The organism is Sulfitobacter sp. PR48 (assembly GCF_028807335.1).
In the GTDB taxonomy this organism is placed as follows: Bacteria; Pseudomonadota; Alphaproteobacteria; order Rhodobacterales; family Rhodobacteraceae; genus Sulfitobacter.
This window is the reverse complement of record NZ_JARAMM010000002.1, coordinates 151,151-172,695: the sequence shown is the minus strand read 5'-3', so window position 1 is coordinate 172,695 and position 21,545 is coordinate 151,151. Positions and strand designations below refer to the sequence as shown.

General features: G+C 61.0%; 20 protein-coding genes and 1 tRNA gene. 10 read left to right on the top strand and 11 right to left on the bottom strand.

Annotation, left to right across the window (positions count from 1 at the left end; translation table 11 throughout):
* Positions 1–128: 128 nt before the first annotated feature.
* The 7 genes from gltB to PVW51_RS03495 form a co-directional block, all read right to left on the bottom strand.
* Entirely contained in the window at positions 129–4,658 is a 4,530-nt protein-coding gene (gene gltB / locus PVW51_RS03525) for a glutamate synthase large subunit (protein ID WP_274573631.1), read from the bottom strand.
* Positions 4,659–4,672: 14 nt separating this feature from the next.
* Positions 4,673–5,344, bottom strand: coding sequence for a hypothetical protein (locus PVW51_RS03520; RefSeq protein ID WP_274573630.1), 672 nt, complete (start codon positions 5,342–5,344; stop codon positions 4,673–4,675).
* The gene (locus PVW51_RS03515) at positions 5,341–5,757 is read right to left on the bottom strand and encodes a GFA family protein (RefSeq protein ID WP_274573629.1); all 417 of its coding nucleotides are present in this window, start codon (positions 5,755–5,757) and stop codon (positions 5,341–5,343) included. The genes PVW51_RS03520 and PVW51_RS03515 overlap by 4 nt, the downstream gene beginning before the upstream one ends.
* Entirely contained in the window at positions 5,750–6,196 is a 447-nt protein-coding gene (locus tag PVW51_RS03510) for a GFA family protein (protein ID WP_274573628.1), read from the bottom strand. The genes PVW51_RS03515 and PVW51_RS03510 overlap by 8 nt, the downstream gene beginning before the upstream one ends.
* A gap of 110 nt (positions 6,197–6,306) precedes the next feature.
* Positions 6,307–7,743 (bottom strand): NAD(P)-dependent oxidoreductase, encoded by a 1,437-nt coding sequence (locus PVW51_RS03505; RefSeq protein WP_274573627.1) that lies wholly within the window; start codon positions 7,741–7,743, stop codon positions 6,307–6,309.
* 157 nt (positions 7,744–7,900) lie between these two features.
* A complete protein-coding gene (locus PVW51_RS03500) occupies positions 7,901–8,701 on the bottom strand; it encodes an undecaprenyl-diphosphate phosphatase (protein WP_274573626.1) in 801 nt (266 codons plus the stop codon).
* Positions 8,701–9,687 carry a complex I NDUFA9 subunit family protein gene (locus PVW51_RS03495; RefSeq protein ID WP_269362541.1) on the bottom strand — a complete coding sequence of 329 codons (987 nt, stop codon included), beginning with the start codon at positions 9,685–9,687 and terminating at the stop codon, positions 8,701–8,703. Before PVW51_RS03495 ends, PVW51_RS03500 begins: the two co-directional genes overlap by 1 nt.
* Positions 9,688–9,859: 172 nt before the next feature.
* On the opposite strand from PVW51_RS03495, the gene PVW51_RS03490 reads away from it, so the two are divergent.
* The 8 genes from PVW51_RS03490 to PVW51_RS03455 all read left to right on the top strand — a co-directional run bounded on the left by PVW51_RS03490 (position 9,860) and on the right by PVW51_RS03455 (position 16,674).
* Positions 9,860–9,945: transfer RNA gene (locus PVW51_RS03490), tRNA-Leu, on the top strand.
* Positions 9,946–10,380: 435 nt separating this feature from the next.
* Complete coding sequence (locus PVW51_RS03485; protein ID WP_274573625.1) at positions 10,381–11,511, top strand: patatin-like phospholipase family protein; 1,131 nt, start codon at positions 10,381–10,383, stop codon at positions 11,509–11,511.
* The gene (locus PVW51_RS03480) at positions 11,508–12,251 is read left to right on the top strand and encodes an acetoacetate decarboxylase (protein ID WP_274573624.1); all 744 of its coding nucleotides are present in this window, start codon (positions 11,508–11,510) and stop codon (positions 12,249–12,251) included. The genes PVW51_RS03485 and PVW51_RS03480 overlap by 4 nt, the downstream gene beginning before the upstream one ends.
* 32 nt (positions 12,252–12,283) lie before the next feature.
* Positions 12,284–12,646 carry an STAS/SEC14 domain-containing protein gene (locus PVW51_RS03475; RefSeq protein ID WP_269362530.1) on the top strand — a complete coding sequence of 121 codons (363 nt, stop codon included), beginning with the start codon at positions 12,284–12,286 and terminating at the stop codon, positions 12,644–12,646.
* Between the two features lie 28 nt (positions 12,647–12,674).
* The gene (locus PVW51_RS03470; protein WP_269362528.1) at positions 12,675–13,457 is read left to right on the top strand and encodes a 3-hydroxybutyrate dehydrogenase; all 783 of its coding nucleotides are present in this window, start codon (positions 12,675–12,677) and stop codon (positions 13,455–13,457) included.
* Positions 13,458–13,542: 85 nt separating this feature from the next.
* Positions 13,543–14,064 (top strand): DUF1269 domain-containing protein, encoded by a 522-nt coding sequence (locus tag PVW51_RS03465; protein ID WP_269362526.1) that lies wholly within the window; start codon positions 13,543–13,545, stop codon positions 14,062–14,064.
* 76 nt (positions 14,065–14,140) lie between these two features.
* Entirely contained in the window at positions 14,141–15,145 is a 1,005-nt protein-coding gene (locus PVW51_RS03460) for an HlyD family secretion protein (protein WP_274573623.1), read from the top strand.
* Positions 15,142–16,674: a DHA2 family efflux MFS transporter permease subunit gene (locus tag PVW51_RS03455; protein ID WP_274573622.1), complete on the top strand. Its 1,533-nt coding sequence runs from the start codon at positions 15,142–15,144 to the stop codon at positions 16,672–16,674. The genes PVW51_RS03460 and PVW51_RS03455 overlap by 4 nt, the downstream gene beginning before the upstream one ends.
* A 53-nt stretch (positions 16,675–16,727) precedes the next feature.
* Here the strand turns inward: PVW51_RS03455 and PVW51_RS03450 are convergent, their stop codons facing one another.
* Positions 16,728–18,095, bottom strand: a complete 1,368-nt coding sequence (locus tag PVW51_RS03450) for a sensor histidine kinase (RefSeq protein ID WP_274573621.1) — start codon at positions 18,093–18,095, stop codon at positions 16,728–16,730.
* Positions 18,082–18,759: a response regulator transcription factor gene (locus PVW51_RS03445; protein WP_269362517.1), complete on the bottom strand. Its 678-nt coding sequence runs from the start codon at positions 18,757–18,759 to the stop codon at positions 18,082–18,084. Before PVW51_RS03445 ends, PVW51_RS03450 begins: the two co-directional genes overlap by 14 nt.
* Positions 18,760–18,961: 202 nt before the next feature.
* Between PVW51_RS03445 and PVW51_RS03440 the strand changes: the two genes are divergently transcribed.
* A complete protein-coding gene (locus tag PVW51_RS03440) occupies positions 18,962–19,525 on the top strand; it encodes an HdeD family acid-resistance protein (protein WP_269362516.1) in 564 nt (187 codons plus the stop codon).
* A 56-nt stretch (positions 19,526–19,581) separates the two neighbouring features.
* Here PVW51_RS03440 and PVW51_RS03435 read toward each other — a convergent pair whose 3' ends face one another.
* Together PVW51_RS03435 and PVW51_RS03430 are read right to left on the bottom strand one after the other, a co-directional pair.
* The gene (locus PVW51_RS03435) at positions 19,582–20,085 is read right to left on the bottom strand and encodes an A24 family peptidase (protein WP_274573620.1); all 504 of its coding nucleotides are present in this window, start codon (positions 20,083–20,085) and stop codon (positions 19,582–19,584) included.
* Complete coding sequence (locus PVW51_RS03430; RefSeq protein WP_274573619.1) at positions 20,082–20,666, bottom strand: helix-turn-helix transcriptional regulator; 585 nt, start codon at positions 20,664–20,666, stop codon at positions 20,082–20,084. The genes PVW51_RS03435 and PVW51_RS03430 overlap by 4 nt, the downstream gene beginning before the upstream one ends.
* A gap of 604 nt (positions 20,667–21,270) precedes the next feature.
* On the opposite strand from PVW51_RS03430, the gene PVW51_RS03425 reads away from it, so the two are divergent.
* Positions 21,271–21,468 (top strand): Flp family type IVb pilin, encoded by a 198-nt coding sequence (locus PVW51_RS03425; RefSeq protein ID WP_274573618.1) that lies wholly within the window; start codon positions 21,271–21,273, stop codon positions 21,466–21,468.
* The last annotated feature ends 77 nt before the right edge of the window (positions 21,469–21,545 follow it).

The following is a 21,545-nucleotide window of genomic DNA, read 5'->3' as shown; positions in this document are numbered from 1 at the left end:
TCGGCTCTTGCGGGCTTTGTGTATCGCCGGAAAATCAGGTCTCATTATGACCGGATTTTAGTCAATTATGACCTAATAAAGGGTCCGCGCGCCCCAATTCAAAGCGGGGCGCGCGGCATTTCACAGCCTCATTCGGCGGGGACGGCTGCCTTGTCCAGGCTCAGCGGCGCGGGCAGATGCGCCAGCATCTCCTTTGGGCAAACCTGGATAAAGTTGTGCTTTTCGGTGTCCCAATGCTGCAGGATCTCCTCTGCCTTGCGGCTTTGGGTTTCCTCCAGATGACGCTCCAGCAGCTCTTCCAGCTCGCCCAGCCAGTGGTCGACCGTGACCGGGCAGGTCACAATCGTCTCCCGGTTCATCAACGCCTTGACGGTATTTTCAGGGTCATAAAGATAGGCCATACCCCCGGTCATCCCGGCCCCGAAATTCGCGCCGATCTCGCCCAGGATCACCGCGACACCACCGGTCATATATTCGCAACCGTTGCTGCCGCAGCCCTCGATCACCACTTTCGCACCGGAGTTCCGCACGGCAAAGCGCTCACCGGCGCGACCGGCCGCAAACAGATAGCCGGATGTCGCCCCGTAAAGCACGGTATTGCCGATGATCGTATTCTCCGAGGCCACGATCGGGCTGGCCATGTTGGGCCGGACCACGATCGTGCCGCCCGACAGGCCCTTGCCGACATAATCATTGGCATCGCCCGATACTTCGAGCTTCAGGCCCTTGGCTGCAAATGCGCCCAGCGACTGCCCGGCCGATCCGGTCAGTTTCACCGTCAGGTGATCCGCCTGCAGCTTGTTGCGCATGCCGAACTTCTTGATGATATGGCTGGAAACGCGGGTGCCCACGGTCCTGTGCGTGTTCTGCACCGCATATGACAATTGCATCTTCTCGCCATCCTCAAGGAACCGCGCCGCATCGCGCACGATCTGGGCGTCCAATGTGTCCAGCACCGCCTGCCGGGGCTTGTCCCGGTCATAGACATTGTGCTGCGCCCCATCGACCGCGATCAACAGCGGGTTGAGGTCCAGGTCGTCCAGATGCGCGGAGCCGCGGCTGACCTGCGCCAGCAGATCGGCACGCCCGATCACCTCGTCCAGGCTGCGCGCCCCGAGGCTTGCCAGGATCTCGCGCACTTCCTGCGCGTAGAAGGTGATCAGGTTGACCACCTTGTCGGCATTACCGGTGAACCTTCCACGCAGCGCCTCGTCCTGGGTGCAGACGCCCACCGGACAGGTGTTGGACTGGCACTGGCGGACCATGATGCAGCCCATGGCAATCAGCGCGGCGGTGCCGATGCCATATTCCTCGGCCCCCATCATCGCCGCCATGACGATGTCACGCCCGGTGCGCAGCCCGCCATCGGTTCGCAGGGTCACGCGGTCGCGCAGGTTGTTCATCGACAGCACCTGATGCGCCTCGGTCAGGCCCATTTCCCAGGGCAGACCCGCATATTTGATACTGGTCGCGGGGGATGCCCCGGTGCCGCCATTGTGGCCCGAGATCAGGATGATGTCCGCCTTGGCCTTGGCCACGCCGGCGGCAATCGTGCCGACACCGCTTGAGGCCACCAGTTTCACCGTCACCTTGCAGCGCGGGTTGATCTGCTTGAGGTCATAGATCAGCTGCGCCAGGTCCTCGATCGAATAGATGTCGTGGTGCGGCGGCGGGGAAATCAGCGTGACCCCCTTGGTCGAATGCCGCAGCCGCGCGATCAGGTCGGTGACCTTCATCCCCGGCAACTGACCGCCTTCGCCGGGCTTGGCCCCCTGCGCCACCTTGATCTCCAGTTCTTCGCACTGGTTCAGGTATTCCGCCGTGACGCCGAAACGCCCGGACGCCACCTGCTTGATCTTGGCCGAAGGGTTGTCGCCATTGGGTTCCGGCACGAAATGCGCCGGATCCTCGCCACCTTCGCCCGAATCCGATTTTGCCCCGATCCGGTTCATCGCCACGTTCAGCGTCTTGTGCGCCTCAGGGCTGAGCGCGCCCAGCGACATGCCCGGCGTCACGAAGCGCTTGCGGATCGACGTGATGCTTTCCACCTCTTCCAGCCCGATCGGTGCGCCCAGGGGCTTGATGTCGAGCAGATCGCGCAGGTGAATCGGCGGGTTCGACTTCATCTTGGCCGAATATTGCTGCCACATCTGATAGGATGCCTTGTTGCAGGCCATCTGCAGCATATGCATGGAAGAGGCTTCCCAGGCGTGGGTCTCGCCGGATTTGCGCGCCTTGTAGAAGCCGCCGATGGGCAGAACGCTGCCATCGCCCGACCAGCCCCGCGCATGGACCTCTTCGGACTTGCGCTGGATACCGGTCACGCCGATGCCGCTGATCCGGCTGGTCATGCCGGGGAAATACTCCGCGCACATGGCCCGGGACAGGCCCACGGCCTCGAAGTTCAGACCGCCGCGATAGGAGGACACCACACTGATGCCCATCTTCGCCATGATCTTGAGCAGCCCCTGGTCAATCGCATTGCGATAGCGCGCGATTGCGGTGGTCAGCGAGATGTCCAGCAGGCCGCGCTCGATCCGGTCGGCCAGCGAATCCTCTGCCAGGTAGGCGTTGACCACGGTCGCACCGCAGCCGATCAGTACGGCAAAGTAATGCGGGTCCACACATTCCGCCGACCGCACGTTCAGCGATGTAAAGGTCCGCAGCCCCTGACGGGTCAGATGGCTGTGTACCGCCGAGGTGGCCAGGATCATCGGCATGGCGACCCTGTCCTTGCCGCTCAGGTGATCGGTCAGCACCAGATGCCCCGAACCGGAACGCACGGCGTCTTCCGCCTCTGCCCGGATGCGTTTCAGGCCCGCGCTGAGGCTGCCCTCACCCGGGGCGAAGGAACAATCGATAGTCACCACGTCCGCGTTGAAATGGCTGAACAATGCGTCGAACTGCGCATTGCCGACAAAGGGGCTGTCCAGCACCAGGATCTCGGTCTGGCTGCTGTCCTCGTCCAGCACGTTCTTGAGGTTCCCGAACCGCGTCTTCAGGCTCATCACCCGGTATTCGCGCAGGGAGTCAATCGGCGGGTTGGTCACCTGGCTGAAGTTCTGGCGGAAGAAATGGCTCAGCGGCCGGTACTGGTTCGACAGCACGGCAGAGGGCGTGTCATCACCCATCGAGGCCAGCGCCTCCTTGCCGTCCTCGGCCATCGGCGCCAGGATCTGCTCAAGATCCTCGATGGAATAGCCCGCAGCCACCTGCCGCCGGCGCAGTTCATTGCCGGTAAAGACCGGCTTTTCGGTCACCTGCGCAAGCGGCTCGTCCAGTTCCACGATCTTGCCGACCCACTCGCCAAACGGCAAAGCCGCGGCCAGCTTGTTCTTGATCTGGGCATCGCCGTAAAGCTTGCCCTTCTTCATATCGACGGAAATCAGCTGTCCCGGCCCCAGCGCGCCCTTGCGCACCACATTGGCCTCGTCCAGCGGAATCATCCCCGCCTCGGACCCTGCGATCAGCATGCCGTTGCTTGTCACCACATAGCGCATCGGGCGCAGACCGTTCCGGTCAAGTCCCGCACAGACCCAGCGGCCATCGGTCATCGCCAATGCTGCCGGGCCGTCCCAGGGCTCCATCACCGAGTTGCAATAGGAATACATGTCGCGCCAGGCCTGGGGCAGTTCCACGGCCTGTTTGGACCAGCTTTCAGGCACCAGCATGGTCTTGGCCATCGGCGCAGAGCGCCCGGCCCGCACCAGCACCTCGAACACCGAATCCAGCGCCGCACTGTCGCTGGACCCCGCCGCGACGATCGGCTTGATCTCATCCGCCATTTCCCCAAAGGCGGCAGAGGCCATCCTGATCTCGTGGCTCTTCATCCAGTTCATGTTGCCGCGAAGCGTGTTGATCTCGCCGTTATGGGCCAGCATGCGGAAGGGCTGGGCCAGCCACCACTGCGGGAAAGTGTTGGTGGAATAGCGCTGGTGGTAGATCGCAAAGGCGGAAATGAACCTTTCATCCTTCAGGTCGGGATAGAATTCCGCCACCTGCTCGGCCAGCATCATCCCCTTGTAGATGATGCTGCGGCAGGACATCGACGCGATGTAGAAATTCGGCACCTGTGCCGCGATCACGGCCTTTTCCACCCGGCGGCGGATCACGTAAAGCTCCCGCTCAAAGGTTTCCTCGTCCACGCCCTTGGCGTTGGAAATCAGGATCTGCTCGATCTCCGGGCGGGTCGCATTGGCCTTTTCACCCAGCACCGAAATATCCACCGGCACATGCCGCCAGCCATAGATGTAATAGCCCATGCGCAGCACTTCGGCTTCCACGATGGTCCGGCAGGTCTCCTGCGCGCTGAAGTTCGTGCGCGGCAGGAACACCTGGCCCACGGCAATCAGCTCGTTCTCGCGCGGGGTATGGCCGGTGCGCTGCACCTGATCGTAAAAGAACGGCACCGGGATCTGCACATGGATACCCGCGCCATCGCCTGTCATCCCGTCCGCATCCACGGCGCCCCGGTGCCAGATCGCCTTGAGCGCCTTGATACCGTTCTCCACCACCGCGCGCGACTTGGACCCGTCGATATTGACCACCAGACCCACACCGCAGGAGGAATGCTCCTCGGCTTCGCTGTAAAGCCCGTTCTCGGCCAGATACGCACGCTTGGCGGCCATGTCCTCGGCCCATTTTTCATCATAGATCATGGTATCGGATCCTTTCATTCGCTCACAAAGCTGGCCGCAAGCGCGTCACAGCCAAAAAGGGGGGTATCGGACAGAAAACCTTTCTGACCGGGATAGATAAAATCGACAGGCCGGCTGTCATAGGAAAACGTCGTATCGGGGCGGGTCACATCGCCGGTGCCGGAAAAGAACCTGCCATGGGTTTCCGACACGAACTCCGACCCTTCGGCCTCGTAGATCATCGCGCCATCCGCATCTGTCTTGCGGATGGAATATTCGGTGCGGTGCAGCCGCTCGCCATCAATCATGACGTTGCGCTCCGCAATGCGGTCGAACCCGACCACCCGGTGCGGGCCCTCCGCCGTGTCGAGGCTGAAGTCATAGGTATCCAGCCCGCTTTGCAACAGGCCACTCAGGCTCGCCGGATCTGTCGCCGGGGTGATCAGGCTTTCCCGCTCCCCGCTGGTCAGGAAGAACGACTGGACCCATTGCGCCTCTGCGTCGATCTGACCGACATAGACCAACCCGCGCTGGTCGATCTCGCCACGCCATTGCAGACCGGGGGCATCGGCAGCACAGGTCCACAGATGCTCCACCACGCAACTGCGGGTCTGCACGGTAAGATGCGCGGTGCAGCCCTGCGGCGGGGTGAATGTACCGGCAGCCGCCGGGCCGGCCAGCAGGATCAGGGCAAGGGCGCGCATCATGCATCGCCTCCGCTGAACATCGCGATGGTTTCCTCGGTGCTCAGGCGCTTGTGGTCCCCCGCCAGCCGGTAGCCCTGCGGACACATATCGGCAAAGAATTCCATCTTCAGCGGCGCGCCGCCGCCATCCGCAAACAGGCCCGCCGCCAGGTTGCGGCGCCCGTCATGGAGAGTCTCATACCAAAGGGTCGACCCGCAGGTGCTACAGAACCCGCGCTGCGCCCATTCGGAGGACCGATAGACCGAAGCGTCACCAGACACTTCAACGCTGCCGGGCAGTGTTTCGATGGAAAAGAACGCGCCGGAGGTATGCCTGCGGCACATGTCGCAGTGGCAGGCCCGCAGGATCGGGTCTTCTGTGCGCGCGGTCACACGAACCGCGCCGCACAGGCATTGGCCGCTGATTTCAGACATTGTCGGTCACCTCCTGCGCGCGGGGATATTTTGCACGATACTGCTCTGCCGTGGCCTTGCGGTGATCGCCTTCCAGCGAAAAGGCCGCCGGGGCCTCGTCGCAATAGATTTCGCTGCGCAGCGGCCAGTCTTTTGCCGCCTCGAAAAGACCCGGCATCAGATCGTATTCGGCGGTCTCTTCGCGGTCGCGCATCCACAGATGTGACCCGCAGGTACCGCAGAAGGCGCGTTCCGCCAGCTGGGACGATGCATGAACCTTGACCGGTCCGCTGACCGTCACCGTATCGGGCGCGGCGGGGAAGCTGGCGAAGACCGATCCGCTCCACCGCTGGCACATGGCACAATGGCAGACGCCGACCCAACCCGACGGGTTGGTCACGGTGATCTTCACCGCCCCACAGAGGCACTGACCGCTGATCACGTCGCTCGGCATTGTCATTCTCCCTGATCCCATACAGGTCTGATTTGCGGACCTGTCGTGTTTCCGATGTCACCGCAGCGGTGTACCGCCTGAGCACAGATGGTGCAAAGGTTGTGCCTGCTGCTTTCCTACTCCGCAGCGACCGCGGTCGCGCCCTGATCCAGCCGCTTCAGGATCGCCTCCGCACAGTCGCGTCCGTCCTTGATTGCCCAGACAACCAGACTCGCGCCGCGCACGATGTCGCCCACCGCATAGACCCCGTCGAGCGCGGTCTGCCCGGACACGTAATCCGCCTTGATCGTCCCCCAGCGGTTTACCGGCAGATCGGCCTCGCCCCAGAGGCTTGGCAGGTCTTCGGGCTCGAACCCCAGCGCCATGATCACCAGATCGGCCTCTTCGACATAATCCGAACCCTCGATCAGCTCGGGGGCCTGGCGGCCTGTCGCGTCGGGCTGGCCCAGGCGCATCTTCTGCACCATCACGCCGGTCACCGGATCGCCGACAAAGCCCTTGGGCGCCGAGAGCCATTCGAAAACGACCCCCTCTTCCTCGGCATTGGCCACTTCGCGCTGGCTGCCCGGCATGTTGGCCCGGTCCCGGCGATAAAGACATTTGACCGAGGTCGCACCCTGCCGGATCGAGGTCCGCACACAATCCATCGCCGTGTCGCCGCCGCCGATCACCACGACCTTCTTGCCGGAGGCATTCAGCCGCCCGCTGTCGAAATCCTCCACCGCATCGCCAAAGCTCTTGCGGTTGCTGGCGGTCAGGAAATCAATGGCCCGCTCCAGCCCGGGCACGCCACTACCGGGTGCCTGAATTTCCCGCGTCTTGTAGACACCGGTGGCAATGATGACGGCATCATGCCTGTCCCGGATATCGGCAAAGGAGATGTCCACGCCGACATTGCAGTTCAGCTCGAAATTGACCCCACCCTGCGCCAGCTGATCGTTGCGGCGCATCACCACGTCCTTCTCCAGCTTGAAGCCGGGGATGCCATAGGTCAGCAGCCCGCCTGCACGGTCATAACGGTCATAGACCGTCACCTGCACACCGGCCCGGCGCAGCACATCCGCCGCCGCCAGACCGCCGGGGCCTGCGCCGATGATGCCCACGCTCTCGGGGCGCTCCCTGCCCGGTTTGATCGGCTGGACCCAGCCTTCCTCCCAGGCGGTGTCCGTGATGTATTTCTCGACCGAGCCGATGGTGACGGTGCCATGGCCGGATTGCTCGATCACGCAATTGCCTTCGCACAGACGGTCCTGCGGGCAGATGCGGCCGCAGATTTCGGGAAAGGTGTTGGTCGCCTGGCTGACTTCATAAGCTTCCTGCAACCGCCCCTCGGCGGTCAGGCGCAGCCAGTCCGGGATATTGTTGTGCAGGGGGCAATGAGACTGGCAATAGGGCACGCCGCATTGGCTGCAGCGGCTGGATTGCTCCTTGGCCTTGGCATCCGCGTATTCTGCATAAATCTCGTTGAAATCTGTCCGGCGCAGATTGGGCGGACGTTTCTCGGGCATGTCCCGTTCGATATTCACGAATTTCAGCATCGGCTGCTCTGCCATGATCATGCCCTTCCAGAATTACTGCGAGACCTTCCCTCTATCCTAGCACAAATTGGAAATAAAGTCAGATATGCTGACCTATATATCAGTTTCTGAGCCCTGCTCGCGATTTTCCGGCAAATATCACCTCAAATTAGTTCCGATCCGGACCTAACCGTCAGTAACCCGCCCACAACGCAGCAATCGCACCCAGCCCGACAATGATTCGCCACCAGCCGAACAGCGCATAGCCATGCCTGCTCACGTAGTCCAACAGCCAGCGCACCACGAGCACAGCCGCGATAAACGCCATTACAAAGCCAACGGCGATCTCGCCCATGGCCGAAGCATCCAACACGTCCCGATTCTTGTAAAGGTCATAGGCAAAGGCCCCGGCCATGGTCGGCATCGACAAGAAGAACGAAAATTCTGCCGCTGCCCGCTTGCTGGCCCCCAACATCAACGCGCCCACGATGGTGGCCCCTGACCGCGAAGTGCCCGGAATCATGGCAAGACATTGAATGAATCCGATTTTCAGTGCCATCGACAGGGGAAAGGCCATGGCATCCTCGTGCCGGGGTTCCGGCGCGATCCGGTCCACGAACAGCAGCACGATCCCCCCCAGAACCAGCATGACCGCGATCAGCATCGGTGTCTCGAAAAGCACCGTCTTGATGAAATCATGGGCAATCACACCAATCACCACGGCAGGCAGAAAGGCCACCAGCACCGACAGGATGAACCGCCGCGCCGCCGGATCACTGGGTGCGGCGGCAAATACCGCCCACAGGCGCGCCGCATAAAGCGTCAGGATCGCCAATACCGCCCCGAGCTGTATCACCACCTCAAAGGTCTTGCCGGCGCTCTCGAATCCCAGAAAATGCCCGGCAAGCAACAGATGGCCGGTCGAAGACACGGGAATGAACTCCGTCAACCCTTCCAGCAGGCCCAGAAAGGCCGCAACGATTGTGATATCCATCAGCTGTTGCGCAGATTGCGGGCGGAATCCTTGATCGCGTCATACTGGCCCGACGGGCGGAAGCGCCACAGGTAGTCAGGCAGGACAGATGCCATGGAGACCGGCTTGATCCCCAGATCGGCAAAGGTTTTAGCGCCGTCGGACACGACATTGTCCTTGGCAAGATTCCTGATCTGGTCGCGGGTGATCATCCGGTTGGTGAACAGCCCCAGCGTGATGGATTGCAGCAGGTCAAAGCCCCCGGCCATGATCCGCGCGATCCAGTTCGGCAGGTTCAGAATCAGCCGGCGGCGGTGGATCACATCCAGCATCCGCCCCATCAGACCCCTGAAGGTATCGACCTCGGGCCCGCCCAGTTCGTAGATGCCGCCCTCCGCCTTGCCCATCACACCCAACACGGCAGCCTGTGCGACATCGTCGACATAGACCGGCTGAAACCGAATGTCCTGGCCGACAACGGGCAATACCGGGCTGTTTCGCGCCATGCCCGCGAAACGGTTGAAAAAGTCATCCTCGGGCCCGAAAACAATCGACGGCCGCAGGATAACCGCATCGGGCATGTACTTCTGCACGGCCATTTCGCCTTCGCCCTTGCTGGCGGCATAGTCGCTGGGCGCATCGGCATCCGCCCCAATGGCGGAAATCTGCACCATCCGCGCGACGCCTTCCTCGGCGGCAAGCCGAGCCACCCGCGCGGCACCTTCCGCCTGCACGGGATCGAACCTGTTACGGCCCTTTTCGACAAGGATGCCCACGCAGTTCACTACCGCCTCGGCCCCCTGCATCGCGGCGCGCACGGAGGCGTCATCGCGAATGTTGCACAGGACCGGCTCCACCTGCCCGACAACACCGTAGGGACGGACAAAGATGGCCTCATTGGGATTGCGCACAGCAACGCGGACGCGCCAGCCTGCCTTTGCCATGCGGCGCGCGATATAGCGCCCGATAAACCCGGAACCGCCGTAGATCGTAACCAGCCTGGACATGATAAAGCACCTCGCGCGATCAAATTCACTTAGCCGGTTTAACGATACCCCCATCCTCGGACAAGGCGCAATCACCAGCCACCCCCGGCAGAACCCCGCAAAGTTCAATTTCATGCCAGAATGCAATTGACACCCGCCCGTTGCCCCCTTACATGCAGCGCTCACGTGACCTGCCCAGGTGGCGGAATGGTAGACGCGCTAGCTTCAGGTGCTAGTACTGGCAACGGTGTGGAGGTTCGAGTCCTCTCCTGGGCACCAAATCCTCAGACAACATTCTGGTAGCACTCCGGCTTATCGCTCAAGCAGGGGCGGTCTGCCGCTTTGCCACCGTTTTCGCCCGGGGCACGGCGGCAGCATGGCCGATGGCCGATCCCCAAAGGAATCCGATCAGCCTGATTGCTGTTGCTGCGGCAAAAGACCCGAGAATCGCAGGATGAACGCCATGCACGCTGCCGATGTGGCTTGCCCCAGCTGTTTGTTGCCGCCGCGATCCAGCCAAAGGGAACGGACAGATATCGTCTTCTGACGCCAGTTGATCAACGCCTCGGTCAGGCGTTTGCACCCCGAGACCCCTGAAAATCCAAACCTTACAAAGAAGTAAGTTTCGCACAACTCCTGCGCGCCATGCCCTGCATATATGTAAGGCCACGGAACGCCAGAAACGATCTGGCGAGGTACCGGAGGTCTAATACGATGTCTGAAATCAGGGAAAATATCGCTCTTGTCTTGCAGGGCGGCGGTGCGCTGGGCGCTTATCAGGCTGGTGCCTACGAGGCGCTTGCGGCGGCGGGGCTGGGCCCGGACTGGGTTGCCGGCATTTCGATCGGCGCGATCAACGCCGCGCTGATCTGCGGGAATCCGCCCAAGGACCGTCTGGGTGCCCTCACCGGTTTCTGGGACAGGGTGACATCGCGGCTGAGCACGGCACCGATGTTGGCAGCGCCGTTTTCGCGCATGTTCTACGGCGAGGCCGCTGCGATGAATGTCATGGCGACCGGCGTGCCGGGGTTCTTCAAACCACGGTGGCCCGCCGCTTTCTTTCCGATTTCCGCCCATCCGGCGATCAGCGTCTATGACACCTCGCCATTGCGCGAAACGTTGCTCGAATTTGTCGACTTCGATTATCTCAATGCAAAAGGCCCGCGCCTGAGCGTGGGAACTGTCGACGTCGAAACAGCAAACTTTGCATATTTTGACAGCGCCAGGATGGAGATCAAGCCAGAGCACATCATGGCAAGCGGTGCCCTGCCACCGGGTTTCCCGCCTGTAGAGATTGACGGCCACTTCTACTGGGACGGGGGCCTGGTTTCGAACACCCCGTTACAATTCATCATGGATAATCTGGGGTCCGGCGATCCGGCCCTGATTTTCCAGATCGACCTGTTCAGCGCAAGGGACGCGGTGCCGACGACCATGTTGGACGTTGGCCAGCGTGAGAAGGATATCCGCTATTCCAGCCGCACCCGCCTGACCACGGACCGCTATCGTCAGTTGCACAACCTGCGCATGGCGGCGAACCGGCTTGCGGCGCGGCTCCCGAAGGAACTGAAAGACGACCCGGACCTGAAGACATTGCAGGCAACCGGGCCGGACTGCCCGATCACGCTGGTCGAGCTGATCCACCGCAAGCAGAGCTTTGAAGGCGGTGCCAAGGACTACGAATTCTCCCGGCTTTCGATGACGCAACACTGGAACGAAGGCCACGAGGACGTGGAGGTCACCCTGAATCACAAGACCTGGAAGGCACGCAAGATCGGCCAGGACGGTTTGCAGGTGTTCGACCTTGGTGCAGCTGAAACCACCAGCAAAGGAAAATCGAAATGAAAATCTCCGACGTCACCGCCCGGGCATTCTCCATGCCACTGACCAGCCCGTCGTATCCGCGCGGTCCCTACCGTTTCGTGAACCGTGAATTCCTGATCATCACCTACCGCACCGACATGGACGCCCTGCGCGACGTGGTGCCCGAGCCGCTTGAGATCACCGACCCGCTGGTCAAGTTCGAATTCATCCGGATGCCCGATTCAACCGGCTTTGGCGACTACACCGAATCCGGGCAGGTGATCCCGGTCAGCTACAAGGGCGAAAAGGGCGGATACGTGCACGGCATGTACCTGAATGACGATGCGCCCATCGCTGGGGGCCGCGAGATCTGGGGCTTTCCCAAGAAGCTGGCCGAACCCGCGCTGCGCGTCGAAAGCGAAACCCTGGTGGGCACGCTGGACATGGGGTCGGTACGGGTGGCCACCGGCACCATGGGTTACAAGCATCACGCGCTGGACCATGACGCGGTGATGCAAAGCCTGACCACGCCCAGCTTCCTTCTCAAGATCATCCCCCACGTCGATTGCACGCCACGCATCTGCGAACTGGTCCGCTACTACATGACCGACATCACGCTGAAAGGCGCATGGGAAGGTCCCGCAGCACTGGACCTGCACGCCCATGCACTCGCCCCCGTGGCCGACCTGCCGGTGCTTGAGGTCGGCAGCGCGGTGCATCTGGTGGCCGATCTGACACTGGGGCTGGGCGAGGTCGTGCACGACTACCTGACCGAATCCTGATCCCCGCAATCAACAAGAAAGGAGCGCTTCCCATGCTGGAGCACATTCAACCGACATCTCAAAACCTCATCGCTGTCAAAGCCATCGGCAAGATCGAGGACGCAGATTACAAGACCGTCCTGACCCCCGCCGTGGACAAGATGGTCGCAGAACAGGGCAAGGCGCGGCTGGTCCTTGAAATCGGCCCCGAATTCGAAGGCTTCACCGCCCATGCCGCTTTGGATGACGCGGCGCTGGGGCTCGAACACTGGTGCGATTTTGAAAAGATCGCCCTCGTGACCGATCACGCCTGGATCAAGGGCACGGTACGGGCCTTTGCCCCCTTCATGCCCGCCCAAGTGAAATTCTTTGACCTGACCCGGCGCGCAGAGGCGCTGGCCTGGGCCGCCAACTGAACAACTTGCAACCGAAAGGACTCAAATCATGAACCTCAAGGACAAAGTCTGCATCATCACCGGCGGTGCCAGCGGCATCGGCCTGCAAATCGCGAAACGATATATCGCCGACGGCGCGCGTGTGGTGATCGCCGACCTGAAACTGGATGCGGCGCAAAAGACCGCCGATGACCTTACCAAGACCGGCCCCGGCAAGGCGATGGCCGTCGAAATGAACGTGACCGATGAGAAACAGGTCAACGCGGGCGTGGCCAGGGTCGTCGAGGAATGGGGCGGGGTGGATGTGCTGGTGTCCAACGCGGGCATCCAGATCGTTCACCCGATCCAGGACTTTCCCTTCGACGAATGGAAAAAGCTGCTGTCGATCCACCTCGACGGCGCCTTCCTGACCTCCAGGGCCTGCATCCCGCATATGTACAAGAAAGGGTCCGGATCGATCATCTTCATGGGCTCGGTCCATTCCAAGGAGGCCTCGGCGCTCAAGTCGGCCTATGTCACCGCGAAGCACGGCCTGCTCGGCCTCGCCCGGGTGATTGCCAAGGAAGGCGGCGACAAGGGTGTGCGCGCCAACGTGATCTGCCCCGGCTTCGTCAAGACACCGCTGGTGGAAAAGCAGATCCCCGAACAGGCGAGAGACCTTGGCATCTCCGAAGAGGAGGTCGTCAGCAAGGTCATGCTGGGCGAGACCGTGGATACCGAATTCACCACCGTCGAGGATGTGGCCGAGGTTGCCTGGATGTTCGCGGCCTTTGAAACCAACGCCCTGACCGGTCAGTCGCTGAACGTCAGCCATGGCTGGTCGATGACCTGAACCGGTCAACACCCATCCCGGGGCCGGCATCGCAAGCCGACCTCCGGCATCAACCAGGAACCCAGGAAAACCGAAAGGAAATCAAATGTCTGAACTTGTTGTAATCGGGTATGAAACACCTGAACAGGCCGAAGCCGCGCGCAAAGAGCTTTTCGGCATGTCGAAAGAATATCTCGTCGATGTGGCCGATGCCGTTGTCGCGACGGCGGACAGTGACGGCCATGTCAAACTCAACCAAATGGTGAACATGTGGACGGTCGGGGCCACGGGCGGCGCATTCTGGGGCGTCCTGATCGGGTTTTTGTTCTTCAACCCGCTTCTGGGTCTCGCTGTGGGTGCCGGGGCCGGGGCGTTGTCCGGCGCATTGACCGACTATGGGCTCAACGATGACTTCATGAAGGACGTCGCCCATGTGCTCAAACCGGGCCAGGCCGCGCTGTTCATGATGATGCGCACCGAAGCCTCCGACAAGGTGATCACCCGGCTGGGGATGAAGGGCGGGCATATCCTGCGCACCAACCTCGACACCAGCGCCGAAGACCACCTGCGCCGCGCCTTCAACAAGGCGCATGCCGAAATCCACAAGGATCAGAGCGCAGCCGCATGACCTGTTGCTGACTTGATCACGCGGCGGCAGGCCGACAAACCCTGCCGCCGCCAACATCCATCCGAAAGCCTGCCACATGAAGAATTTCAAACTGATCGGACTTGCCATTGCCGCCGTGATCGCCGGGGGTGGCCTGTATTGGCGGTACCAGAACGGGCTGATCTACCCCAGCACCGACGATGCCTATCTGCGGGCCAATATCCTGACCATTGCACCGCAGGTTTCCGGGCGCGTGACCGAGGTTTCCACCGGCGAGAACAAATATGTCAGAGCAGGCGATCTGATCTTCAAACTCGACACCGCGCAGTTGCAGGCCGCGGTTGAAACAGCGCAGGCCAATTATGACCAGGCGCGGCGCAATGCAGGCTCCACCAGTGCCGATGTCCTCGGCGCCCAGGCGCGTGTGGCAGGCGCGCAGACGGCACGGGATGAAGCCCAGACCAGTCATGACCGGCAGAAAACCCTGTTTGAAAAGGGCGATGTATCACAGGCCGCGCTAGACCAGGCATCCACCGCACTGGATCAGGCCACCGCGACACTTCAGGCAGCGCAATCGGCACTTGCAGCAGCGCGTTCGCAGGCCGGTGAGCCGGGTGACAGAAATGCTGTGGTGCGCGCGGCCCTGGGGCAGCTGACACAAGCGCAGATCGCTCTGGACCATGCAACGGTGACGGCACCTGTCGACGGCTGGGTGGCGAATATCACGCTTCGGCCGGGACAGGTGGTGGCAGCCGGACAGCCGCTGTTTTCCATCGTTGAGGATGGCCATTGGTGGGTCGATGGCAACTTCAAGGAAACGGACCTCATGCGCATCCGTCCCGGTCAGCCGGTTTCGATTTCCATCGACATGTATCCGGACACCAGGCTGAGCGGTAAGATCGAGAGCATCGGCGCAGGATCCGGCGCGGTCTTTTCCCTGTTGCCGCCTGAAAACGCGACCGGGAACTGGGTCAAGGTGACCCAACGGTTCCCGGTGCGCATATCGCTGGAGGGCAAGCCCGGGAATCCTGCGGTTCAATTGCGGGTCGGTGCAAGTGTCACCGCAACTGTCGATACCTCTGCCGACGAAGCCGGACAATGAGCGCCGCGGACATCTCTACACCTGTGCAGGCGGCACGCTGGCCGATCATCCTCGCGGTGGTCCTGACTGCTGTGCTGGAGGTTCTGGACAGCACCATCGTGAACGTCGCCCTGCCGCATATGAAGGCGGCATTCGGCATCACCAACGACCAGACTGTCTGGATCCTTACCAGCTATATCGTGGCCTCTGTCGTGGTCATGCCGCTGACCGGCTTCTTCGTGCGCATGTTCGGCCGCAGGCGGCTGATCACCACGGCGATCCTGGGGTTCATGACCTTCTCCGGTCTTTGCGGGCTGTCGCAAAGCGTCGAGATGATCGTGTTCTGCCGCCTGGGCCAGGGGCTTTTCGGCGCCTTCCTGATCCCGTTGTCGCAATCGATCCTGTTCGACAACTTCCCGCGCGAGAAACGCGGCCAGGCCATGGCGCTGTTTGGCCTGGGCGTGGTGGTCGCCCCGGTCCTGGGCCCGACGCTGGGAGCCATCCTGACCGAGACTTTCTCCTGGCGTGCGGTGTTCTATGTGAACCTGCCGATTGCCGCCTTCGCGCTGCTGATGTTGTCAGGCGAGCTGAAAAAGGAAGACACCAGGCACGTCCGGATTGACTGGATCGGGCTGGGGTTGATGGTCTTTGCCATCGGCGCCTTGCAACTGATGCTGGATCAGGGGCAATCGCGCGACTGGTTCGCGTCGCCGCTGATCCAGATCTGTGCCTTTGTCGCCGCGTTTTCCGGTGCATTCTTCTTTGTTCGGGGCTGGGGCCTGAAGACAAACATCATCGACTTTTCCCTGCTCAGGGACCGCAGCTTTGCCGGGGCGAACATGGCGATCATGGGCTTCGGTGTGGCGATGTTCGGCACCATTGCCGTGCTGCCGCTGTTCGTGCAGGGGTTGCTGGGCTATCCGGTCCTTGATGCCGGTTATCTCTTCATGCCGCGCGGGCTGGCGGCCGGGTTCTCCATGGTTTTCACCGGGGCGGTGCTGGTCAACCGCTTTGACCCCCGTCTTCTGGTGGCAGCCGGGCTGGTGCTGACGGGATACGGCAACCTGATGCTGGGTTCGGTGAACCTGAACGCCGGCTTCTGGGATCTGGCGACACCGGGGGTCGTGGCCGGGCTCGGGATGGGCCTGTTCTTTGTGCCCATGTCCACGCTCGCATTCCAGAACATCGGACCCGACAAGCAGGACGAAGCATCCGGCATCTATGGCGTGACCCGGTCGCTGGGATCTTCCATCGGGATCGCCATCATCGGTTGGCAGGTCGCGGCGCGAACCCAGGTACATTGGGCCACGCTGAGCGCGGGGATCACGCCCTTCAACCCCAACGTCCTGTCCTGGCTTGCCCCCCTTGGACTGGATGTAAATTCCCAGATGGGCGCGGCGCAGCTTTCGGGACAGGTCATGGCGCAGGCCAGCATGCTGGCTTTTCAGGACGCCTTTACGCTGACAGGCTGGGCTGCATTCTTGATATTGCCGGTCATCCTGATCATGCAGAGGCCCAGGGCGGGCGCGGCAAATGCCCCGGTGCATTGAAGGATCGGATGGCAACCGCGCCTGACTGACGCCTTGCAGGCGCACCGGCGGGATCAGCGCGCCGACCGGGGAAACTGAACGGAAAGCCGCAGCCCGGGCGCGTTGTCAGATAAGGTGATCCGCGCGCCATGGCGATCCGCCACGCTTTTCACCAATGTCAGCCCCAGGCCGTTGCCCGGTGTGCTGCGGGATAATTCGGCGCGATAGAAAGCGTCAAAAATCCGGGCACGATCCGCTTCGGGAATGCCGGGGCCCGTGTCGCTGACCTCAAGGATCGGCCCCGCCGGGTCGTCCAGAAGGGCGAGACAAATGCAATTGCCCGGCGGCCCGTGATTGACCGCGTTCTGCAACAGGTTCGCCAACATCTGGGTCAGCATGCCCAGGTCACCCCGCTGAAACAGGGTGTCCCCTTCGGGCAGGACCAGCTTGAACGACTGGCCGCTTTCCTCGGCGACCACCTCGAAGGTCTCTGCAAGGTCTTTCACGAGGGCAACAAGATCGATGTCATCGCGCAATCGCGCACCATGGCCTGCATCAATGCGTGAGATCCGCAGAATGGCTTCGAACACGGCGTTGAGGTTGGACAATTCGGCCTGAACGTCTTCCAAGGCGGCCTGCGGTGCCTCTCCCCTCTCCGCGGCATCAAATGCCCTCTCCACGCTCAGCACCGCGCGGCCCAGGGGGCGTTTGAGATCATGTGCGATGGAGGTGGCACTGGCCTGGGTTTCGAACAGAAGCGTGGACACACGCTCAAGCTGGCCATTCATGGTCTGTGCAACCCTGTCGATCTGATCGTTGGCTGTGGTAACGGGCAGGCGTATCGCTGTATCGCCATCGGCAAACCGCCGCAAAGCCCTGCCCATGTGCTCCAGTTTTATCTGGGTGGCCCTGCTGGCAAAATACCCCAAAGCCACAAAACAGGCCGCGAGGAAACTGCCGATGATCATCAAGGTCCGGATGAAGATCGCCTCGATCCGGACAAGCGGTGTCAGATCTTCGCCAACGACAAAGGTATGCGTGCCGATCTTGACCGACTGCAAATAATATTCACTGGATTGACCACTGTCCTCCTCGGGAACGATGGACCGGACATGCCAGCTTTGCGGGGCGATCCTGAGCTTGAATGCACCGCCAATGACGTCGCCGGACTCGCGGTATATGCTGAGCAAGCGGCTCGCCGGATCCTGCCAGTCGGCCATATGCTGGACTCGTTCGGCAACAGCGGCATCGCCACCTTCTGCATAGAGGTTCTGAAACATCCCGATCACCGGTTGTGCCCAGTTCCGCGCGTGTTCGTATTGCGCCTGTTGCAGGTAGCGGTATCCGACAATGCCGGTCAGTACGAAGACAGTCAGAAGTGTCGAGGTCGCATAGACCGTGACGCGAAACGCGCCGCCGGAGAAGATGTTACCGCGGTCCATGCATCGAATATCCCGCATTGCGAATGGTATGGATCAACGCGGTGTCAAAAGGTTTGTCCACCTTGGACCGCAGCCTGCTCATATGTGTTTCCACAACGCTGGTGTTGGGATCGAAGTTGAAGTTCCAGACCTTCTCAAGCAGCATCGTGCGCGTCACCACACGACCGGAATTGCGCATCAGGATTTCCAGCATGGCGAATTCCTTGGCCTGCAGTTCAATGTTCTGATCCTGCCTTCGGGCTGTTCGGGTCAGCAGATCGAGAGTCAGGTCATGGACGACAAGTTCAGTCTGGGCCGCATGATCGGTTCTGCGCCGGGTCAGCGACATGACCCGCGCCATCAGTTCCGAGAAATGAAACGGTTTTGCGAGGTAGTCATCGGCTCCCGATTGCAAGCCCTCTACCCGGCTGTCGACATCACCAAGCGCGGTCAACATGAGCACAGGCAGCGATTTTCCTGCTGCCCGCATTGCCTTGAGCGCGGACAGGCCATCCATGCCCGGCATCATCCTGTCCAGCACGGCAACGTCGCATTCATTGTACAAAAGATAGCTCAGCGCATCGCGCCCATCGGTCACGTGGTCGACGCTGTGGCCGTTTTCTTCCATCCCGGCAATCACGAATTTCGCAATCTCGGCGTCGTCCTCTGCCAGCAATATCTTCATGGCGGTCCCTTACCCAGCCGCAACCGATTTCGGCTGACAGATCATGTTCAACCTCCCGATCATCGGGGCAGTCGGGCAGATAAACAAGACTGCGGGGCCTTTCTGACAAAAAAGTAAGATTGGCACAAAGCTGGAGGCGAACCGCGGTCGTATCTGGTCAGCTATCCATCCCGAAACCAGTGGAAAGCAAGGATCACTAAAGATGGCGACCGATATTTCAGCGCTGCACAAATCTGAAATCGCGAGAATGCGAAACCGGTTCCGCGCCGTCGGACTGGTTTTTGCCGTTCTCGGGACGCTGGCGATTGTCCTGCCTTCCGTCGCGACGGTGCTGGTCGAGGAATTTATCGCCTGGCTGATGCTGTTGTGGGGGCTGGCCGGTCTGCTGTTCGCCCGGTCTTTCAAGGCCTTTTCCGAATGGCGGATCGTCGCTGTCGGATTTGCAGTGGTTGCAGGCACCGGATTGCTATTTGTCCTGGTTCCGGGCTGGGGCGCATCCTTCATCACCGCGATCCTCGTCGGTGTTTTTATCCTTGAGGGGGTGTTGTCCGTCCTGCTGGGGCTCAGGATGAGCGGTCAGCTCGAAAAATGGCAATGGATCGTGGCTAGCGGCGCCTGTTCCTTCATTCTGGGCATCGTCATCATGCTGCAATGGCCTTCGACAGCCCGATGGGTCCTCGGCTTTCTCACCGGGCTGAACTTTTTCGCCACAGGCATTGCCATGCTTCTCGTGTCCAGGGCGACCCTGACCCGATTTTCCCGGTGAAGCGGCTTTCGTTTCGCTGTCTTTGATCCCCTTATCAATGAGGTAAGCAGCCAGGGTCAGGCGCCGAAGGCCAGCGTCAGCTTTTCCCCGAAGGTTGCAAAAACCAGACCGGCCATACCGATGCTCAACCCCAGGGGAAACCGTCCGTGTTCACGCAAGCTGTGCCAGCGGGTTTGGTTCCTGTCCGCCAGCCGCCGCATGACCATCAGCCCCAGAACGCCCAGCACAATTCCAACCGAAAACAGCAATCCAAAGACCGGTAGTGCCGCTGTCGGGATCAGCAATGTCAGCGCCGCCATCAGTTTCACGTCACCGCCGCCCATCAACCGCGCAGCAAACAGCGCCAGCCCCGCCCCGAACACGGCCAGCGCCGCCAGCAACCGCCACAGGATTTCAGACAGGGGTTCCGTCAGCGGCAGGCTGACGAGTGCAACGATCAGGAACAATCCCACCAGCACGTTGGGAATGCGCATCAGTCGCAGATCGTAAAGGATAACCGCAATCAGCAAGGGCGCCACCAGCCAGGCCACCGGGATCTCCATATTCGCCAGCGCCGTCATTCGAGAAGCCCCTGCGGATCGTTCACCAACGCGATCAGATCGACCTGACCGCCGGTCTGGGTTTTGGAGTAAATGTTGCGCAGATGTGTCCGCACCGTGGGAACAGAAAGGCGCAGTGTTTCACCAATGTCCTTTGCCTTTTTCCCGGTCACCAGCAACTGGCAGACCCGCTGTTCCGCCCGGCTCAGACCGCAGGGATTGTTGCTGCTCAATATGCTGGAGGCGGCAGCCTGTGTCACCGATGCACGGCTCCGGGTGTTTGACAGGATTATTCTGGTAATCAGCCCCGGCGCGCGCAGGGTCCATGCTTCGGCCAGCGCCATCGCAAGCAGCGTTACCGGCACTTCCGGGCTGGTGACAGGTACGGCGTCGTACATGATCTCGAACACATCCAGCTGACCGGGTTGATCTGCGAGAACCACAAGAGCGACATCAAGGATATTCTTGCGCGCATCCCATTCGGCAGCTGCGTCGCTTTGGGCAAAGCCCGCCTCCTGTCTGAGCTCGCTCAGCGTCAGGATCGTTCCTGGCACAATTGACGCGGTCCGGGTGGCGCGCAGGTATTTTGTCAGGGTGCCCATGCTCTTTTCCGGGCCAGATACCTCACCCTGTCGTGCGGATGCCGCGATGTGTATGGCCCGGTCATCCTTGTAGCGATAAAAAGAAATGTTGCGGGCCGAAAGCAGGCGCGTGAGAACGTCGATCACATCACCAAGAGGCGCGTTCCCTGAAATCGCTGCGTGCCAATCGTTGAGCAGTCCGAAACTGCAGGCAATCCGAATTTGCGTATCCGTCGCGCCGTGAAAAGGGACGAGATCGGTTCGGTCCTTGACGTTATACCTGTGCATTGCGGTCTCCGGCATTTGTCCCCCGACCTGACGTTAGACGGGGTGTTTGCCCCATCGACCATCAGAATGTGGCGAAAATTGGGAAGGTGCGCCCGTAAAAGTCGGCAATTCTGCTGCTTATATAGTATCGTGGTTTCCTTGCACCGCAGGCCCCTATTGGAACGCGAAATCACCCCATTCTGGGCAGAACAGCCCCGAAATGGCCTTGAACACTCATCGTCCTGAACGATGTGTTAACCAATAAGCTTGGGTAAATATCCTTTCATCGACGGCCCAAATGGACCGCGGGCCATAATGATTTCGGCCAGTTTCGGCCACTTTTAAAGGAACCAAGTAGATGACGAATACCCTGAAAAAACTGATCGCCCGGCTGCAAAGCTGTGACGAAGGCGCGACCCTTGTTGAATACGGTATCGCACTGGGCATCGCCGTCAGCGTCGGTGCTGGCGCCCTGCTGACACTGGGTGGCGATGTCAATTCCAAGTTCAGCGAGGCGAAGGATGCCTTGAACGAGCCTGCACCTACGTCGGACTAACGACAATACGCTTCCAACCTGACGATATTTACGAGTCGCGCCAATCACGGTCAGTTTCCGCCCGGATTGGCGCGCCC

Coding starts and splice junctions, on each gene's coding strand:
- gltB (WP_274573631.1), bottom strand. CDS start 4,658: ATGATCTATGATGAAAAATGGGCCGAGGACATGGCCGCCAAGCGTGCG.
- PVW51_RS03520 (WP_274573630.1), bottom strand. CDS start 5,344: ATGATGCGCGCCCTTGCCCTGATCCTGCTGGCCGGCCCGGCGGCTGCC.
- PVW51_RS03515 (WP_274573629.1), bottom strand. CDS start 5,757: ATGTCTGAAATCAGCGGCCAATGCCTGTGCGGCGCGGTTCGTGTGACC.
- PVW51_RS03510 (WP_274573628.1), bottom strand. CDS start 6,196: ATGACAATGCCGAGCGACGTGATCAGCGGTCAGTGCCTCTGTGGGGCG.
- PVW51_RS03505 (WP_274573627.1), bottom strand. CDS start 7,743: ATGGCAGAGCAGCCGATGCTGAAATTCGTGAATATCGAACGGGACATG.
- PVW51_RS03500 (WP_274573626.1), bottom strand. CDS start 8,701: ATGGATATCACAATCGTTGCGGCCTTTCTGGGCCTGCTGGAAGGGTTG.
- PVW51_RS03495 (WP_269362541.1), bottom strand. CDS start 9,687: ATGTCCAGGCTGGTTACGATCTACGGCGGTTCCGGGTTTATCGGGCGC.
- PVW51_RS03485 (WP_274573625.1), top strand. CDS start 10,381: ATGTCTGAAATCAGGGAAAATATCGCTCTTGTCTTGCAGGGCGGCGGT.
- PVW51_RS03480 (WP_274573624.1), top strand. CDS start 11,508: ATGAAAATCTCCGACGTCACCGCCCGGGCATTCTCCATGCCACTGACC.
- PVW51_RS03475 (WP_269362530.1), top strand. CDS start 12,284: ATGCTGGAGCACATTCAACCGACATCTCAAAACCTCATCGCTGTCAAA.
- PVW51_RS03470 (WP_269362528.1), top strand. CDS start 12,675: ATGAACCTCAAGGACAAAGTCTGCATCATCACCGGCGGTGCCAGCGGC.
- PVW51_RS03465 (WP_269362526.1), top strand. CDS start 13,543: ATGTCTGAACTTGTTGTAATCGGGTATGAAACACCTGAACAGGCCGAA.
- PVW51_RS03460 (WP_274573623.1), top strand. CDS start 14,141: ATGAAGAATTTCAAACTGATCGGACTTGCCATTGCCGCCGTGATCGCC.
- PVW51_RS03455 (WP_274573622.1), top strand. CDS start 15,142: ATGAGCGCCGCGGACATCTCTACACCTGTGCAGGCGGCACGCTGGCCG.
- PVW51_RS03450 (WP_274573621.1), bottom strand. CDS start 18,095: ATGGACCGCGGTAACATCTTCTCCGGCGGCGCGTTTCGCGTCACGGTC.
- PVW51_RS03445 (WP_269362517.1), bottom strand. CDS start 18,759: ATGAAGATATTGCTGGCAGAGGACGACGCCGAGATTGCGAAATTCGTG.
- PVW51_RS03440 (WP_269362516.1), top strand. CDS start 18,962: ATGGCGACCGATATTTCAGCGCTGCACAAATCTGAAATCGCGAGAATG.
- PVW51_RS03435 (WP_274573620.1), bottom strand. CDS start 20,085: ATGACGGCGCTGGCGAATATGGAGATCCCGGTGGCCTGGCTGGTGGCG.
- PVW51_RS03430 (WP_274573619.1), bottom strand. CDS start 20,666: ATGGGCACCCTGACAAAATACCTGCGCGCCACCCGGACCGCGTCAATT.
- PVW51_RS03425 (WP_274573618.1), top strand. CDS start 21,271: ATGACGAATACCCTGAAAAAACTGATCGCCCGGCTGCAAAGCTGTGAC.